The following is a 1167-nucleotide window of genomic DNA, read 5'->3' as shown; positions in this document are numbered from 1 at the left end:
CTAGTGTCCTGTCCCGGTAATTCGTGCGCAGAGGCGAGCGAGTTTTTCGAGGATTGAATCCGCGGTGGCCGTCCAGGTGAACGGCTTGCAGTTCTCGTTGTACTGCCTGACGAAGCTGTCGATCTTTTTCGTCAGTTCCTTGACGCTTTTGAATGAGCCACGGCGGATCGCCTTGTCGGTGATGATCGCAAAGAACCGCTCGACCTGGTTGAGCCAGCTGGAGTAGGTCGGCACAAAGTGCATGTGCCAGCGTGGGCGCTGCGCCAGCCACGCACGCACCTTCGGGTGCTTGTGGCTCGCGTAGTTGTCCGCGATGCAGTGCACGTCCAAGTCCTGCGGTACGGCCTTGTCGATTTCGCGCAGGAAGGACAGAAACTCCTGATGGCGGTGGCGAGGCTTGCAACTGGCCAGCACCTGGCCATTGAGCACGTTCAGTGCTGCAAACAGCGTCGTTGTTCCGTGGCGAACGTAGTCATGCGTGACACCCTCGACGTAGCCAAATCCCATCGGCAGCATTGGCTGCGTCCGCTCCAGCGCCTGACACTGGCTTTTCTCGTCCACGCACAGCACCAGCGCGTTCTCCGGTGGATTCAGGTACAGGCCCACGACATCGCGCAGCTTTTCCACGAACAGCGGATCGGTCGAGAGCTTGAAGCTCTGCACACGGTGCGGCTTGAGCTGAAAGGCCTTGAGATAGCGCGCCACCGATGTCTTGCTGATGCCTGTCTCGGCAGCAAGGGCGCGTGTGCTCCAGTGTGTCGCCCCGTGCGCGGGTTTGGTATGCAAGGTCTTGTTGATCAACTGCGCAACGCGCTCGTCATCTACAGTGCGCGGCCGCCCTGGGCGAAGCTCGTCATACAGACCAGAGATCCGATCGCGCGCATACCGGCCGCGCCACTTGTTGACGGTGTTGCGATCGATCCCGAGCGACTTTGCAACGTCTGTGCTGGCCTGGTTGGAGCCTTCGCACGCCAGCACGATGCGCGCGCGAAGCGCCAGCGCCGCGGGCAGAGAGCGCGACCTGGCCATCGACGTGAGCTCCGCGCGCTCCGCGTCAGTGAGCTCGATGTTGCTGGTGCGGGTATATGCATTGGGCATGAGGCATCTCCGAGGATGCCTCATCCCATGCAGTTTTCGTGCCTATGAATTAGCGGGACAGGACACTAG

General features: G+C 60.9%; 1 protein-coding gene. It reads right to left on the bottom strand.

All coding sequences use genetic code 11. The features are described from left to right. Positions 1–1029, bottom strand: coding sequence for an IS630 family transposase (locus tag IM725_RS19950; RefSeq protein WP_407692546.1), 1029 nt, complete (start codon positions 1027–1029; stop codon positions 1–3). Positions 1030–1167: the final 138 nt, after the last annotated feature.

Origin of the sequence: Ramlibacter aquaticus (genome assembly GCF_015159745.1) — a bacterium.
GTDB classification, from domain to species: Bacteria; Pseudomonadota; Gammaproteobacteria; order Burkholderiales; family Burkholderiaceae_C; genus Ramlibacter; species Ramlibacter aquaticus.
Note: the sequence above shows the minus strand (reverse complement) of the source record. Positions and strands in the feature narration are given on the sequence as shown.

Excerpts from the sequence above, each read along its gene's own strand:
- IM725_RS19950 (WP_407692546.1), bottom strand. The coding sequence starts at position 1,029 with ATGGCCAGGTCGCGCTCTCTGCCCGCGGCGCTGGCGCTTCGCGCGCGC.